Origin of the sequence: Burkholderia sp. LFS061, assembly GCF_047978125.1 — a bacterium.
GTDB classification, from domain to species: domain Bacteria; phylum Pseudomonadota; class Gammaproteobacteria; order Burkholderiales; family Burkholderiaceae; genus Burkholderia; species Burkholderia pyrrocinia_C.
The window spans coordinates 1-2,557 of sequence record NZ_JBFPFS010000104.1 but is presented as its reverse complement, the minus strand read 5'-3'; the positions used below and the strand labels follow the sequence as shown (position 1 = coordinate 2,557).

The 2,557-nt window shown below is 59.0% G+C and carries 2 protein-coding genes and 1 pseudogene; all 3 read left to right on the top strand.

Annotated features, from left to right (window positions below):
• Window positions 1-114 precede the first annotated feature (114 nt).
• Window positions 115-738 (top strand): annotated as a pseudogene (locus ACNQQL_RS35790) (transposase); the annotation flags it as partial.
• 93 nt (window positions 739-831) lie between these two features.
• Window positions 832-2,172, top strand: a complete 1,341-nt coding sequence (locus ACNQQL_RS35785; RefSeq protein ID WP_347069633.1) for an AraC family transcriptional regulator — start codon at window positions 832-834, stop codon at window positions 2,170-2,172.
• Between the two features lie 265 nt (window positions 2,173-2,437).
• The coding region (locus ACNQQL_RS35780) for a transposase (RefSeq protein WP_347069637.1) at window positions 2,438-2,557 on the top strand (120 nt) is incomplete at its 3' end.

The following is a 2,557-nucleotide window of genomic DNA, read 5'->3' as shown; positions in this document are numbered from 1 at the left end:
CTGATGCACCGGTACAACTGGATACGGCCGCATCAGTTCAACGACGGACTGGCGCCGGCCGTTGCGGAAGAAAAACTTAACGCAGTGTCCGGGATTAGTTGACCACTACACGATTCGGTGGCCGACACTGGGCGCACCGCGCTGCAGGAATTGATTGGTCGCACGAAGCGCATTCTGTCGCGAAAACAGAAGGACAAGAACAAGCTGTACGCGCTGCATGCGCCGGAAGTGGAATGTTTGGCGAAAGGCAAGGCCCGCACGCCGTATGAGTTCGGTGTGAAAGTGTCGATCACCACGACGCACAAGGAAGGCCTGGTGGTTGGCGCCCGCTCGATGCCGGGCAACCCATACGACGGTCACACACTGGCTGAAGCGTTGGAGCAAGCGGCGATCTTGAGCGACGTGAAGCCGGAAGTTGCCATCGTCGATCGCGGCTACAAGGGTGTCGCCGTCGAGGGCGTGAAGATCTACCACCCGGGATTGCGGCGCGGTATCACGCGAGGGCTGCGCGCGATGATTCGCAGGCGAAGCGCGATCGAGCCTGCCATCGGTCACATGAAGGCGGACGGCAAACTTGATCGGAACTGGCTCAAAGGCGCGCTCGGCGATGCGATGCACGCGGTGCTGTGCGGCGCCGGCCACGACCTGAGAATGATCCTCAGGAAGCTGAGGCTTTTTTCCGCCCTTGTTCTGATCGCTTTGCTCAACCGCTCGACGGCTACCGTCGTCGCGACATAACAGCCAGCGTCGCACAAAACGAATTATTCAGGCCCGACCAATTAATTCTATATTATGATTAATTCATCAAATTAAGAGATATAAACAACCATTATGAGCGAATCTCAGGTTCAGACGCACAGTTTCCGTAGCGTCGATGCGGATGAAGTTTCTGACTTTCTCGTATCGATCTACTCGGAGAACCGTTTTCGTGCTCTTCGTGCCGGTCCGCGGGGAGTAGTCATCAATGGCCAACAATGGAATGGAATTGGTACTTACGATGGCAACTTCGAAATGCCCTTTCACTTCGAATCGGACGGCGACCCCAACAACTACTTCTTCTCCTCATGCATCAATGGCGAATCGACTTACACAAGCGGGAATACGGTTGCACAATGCAAGATCGGTGACGTAATACCAGTTTCACCCTCAAGCGATGTGGCATGCGTATCACAGCCTACAGGATTCCACCATGCCGCTGTGATGCTCGATGCCGACGAACTGAACAATTTCGTGTCGCAGTGGATCGGCAGGCCGATCGCCACGCCGGTCCGGTTCGACATGAGACCGATCACGGCCGACGCGGCAGTCGAATGGAATGCCGCCGCCGACTGCCTGCGCAGGATGCTGCTGCTGACACCAGTGCCGGAGGCGGCCATCCGTGCGCTGTACGAGCACATGTTGAAACACTTGATGTTGCGACACGCCAGCAACTACAGCGATTCGTTCGCGACGGACGCCTGTGCGACCGAGCACATCGCGCGTTCCGCCGTGGCGATGATCGAAACCGACCCGATGCGATGGAAAACACTCGGCGCGATCGCGCATACGCTCAACCGCCCGACCGGCGTACTGGAGAATGCGATCCGCCGGCTGACTGGCCAGCCTTCGGCAACGCTCTTTGTCGAGGGGCGGCTGTCCGGCGTTCGCCGCGCACTCGCGAGCGGCGACCGCAGCTTCGTCGGCACGCTGCATGCGTTCGGCTTCACGCCGTCGAGCCGCTTCGTGAGCGCGTATCATCAACGATTCGGCGAATCGCCGAGCGCGACTTATCGACGCAACCCCAACGCAGCCGACATCCACGGCGATTTCCGCGGGCCCGCCGACGCACTATGCGAAATGACGATCAACCGCTTTATCGACAGTGCGCTCGGCAAGCCGATTGGCCTCGCGGATCTGGCCCGGCTGACCGGCCTGAGCGAACACGCAACGATCACGGCGTTCAAGGATCAGTTCGCGCACACGCCGATGCAGTACGTGATCGAACGTCGCCTCGAACGCGCGCGTTGGCAGCTCTGTCATACGTCCGCGAGTATCCTGTCGATCGCGCTCGACTGCGGGTTCGGCAGCCAGAGCTATCTGACGACCCTCATCAAGCGGCAATACGGAGTCACGCCGCGTCAGCTCCGGCTGTCGGCCAACACAGCAACCGCTGGCTACAGCGTCCGCCGGTGAGCCTCGCGCGGCACGATCACCGCTCAGCGACAAGGCAATTCGAATCGCATTCGCGACATTCGAGGTAGCGTTGCAGCGCTACCGATCGTGGCTTCGTCATGTTCTCCAGGTAGGCAGCACGCGCAAGCGGTTCGACCGCCCCCGTTACTATCTTCACGCCCCGATAATTGGGGCGTGAAGATAGTAACGGGGGCTGGAGAGGTAATCCCCCCGAAAAACCGGTGTGATCAGAAGTAGAATTTTCTTGTTGAGGGAGTTCTACAGAATGAAGAAATCGAGATTCACGGACAGCCAGATCATGGACGCGCTCAAGCGCGTGGAATCGGGGCTGTCGGTGCCGGACCTGTGCCGGGAGTTGGGTATCAGCACGGCGACGTTCTACAAA

Excerpts from the sequence above, each read along its gene's own strand:
- ACNQQL_RS35785 (WP_347069633.1), top strand. The coding sequence starts at position 832 with ATGAGCGAATCTCAGGTTCAGACGCACAGTTTCCGTAGCGTCGATGCG.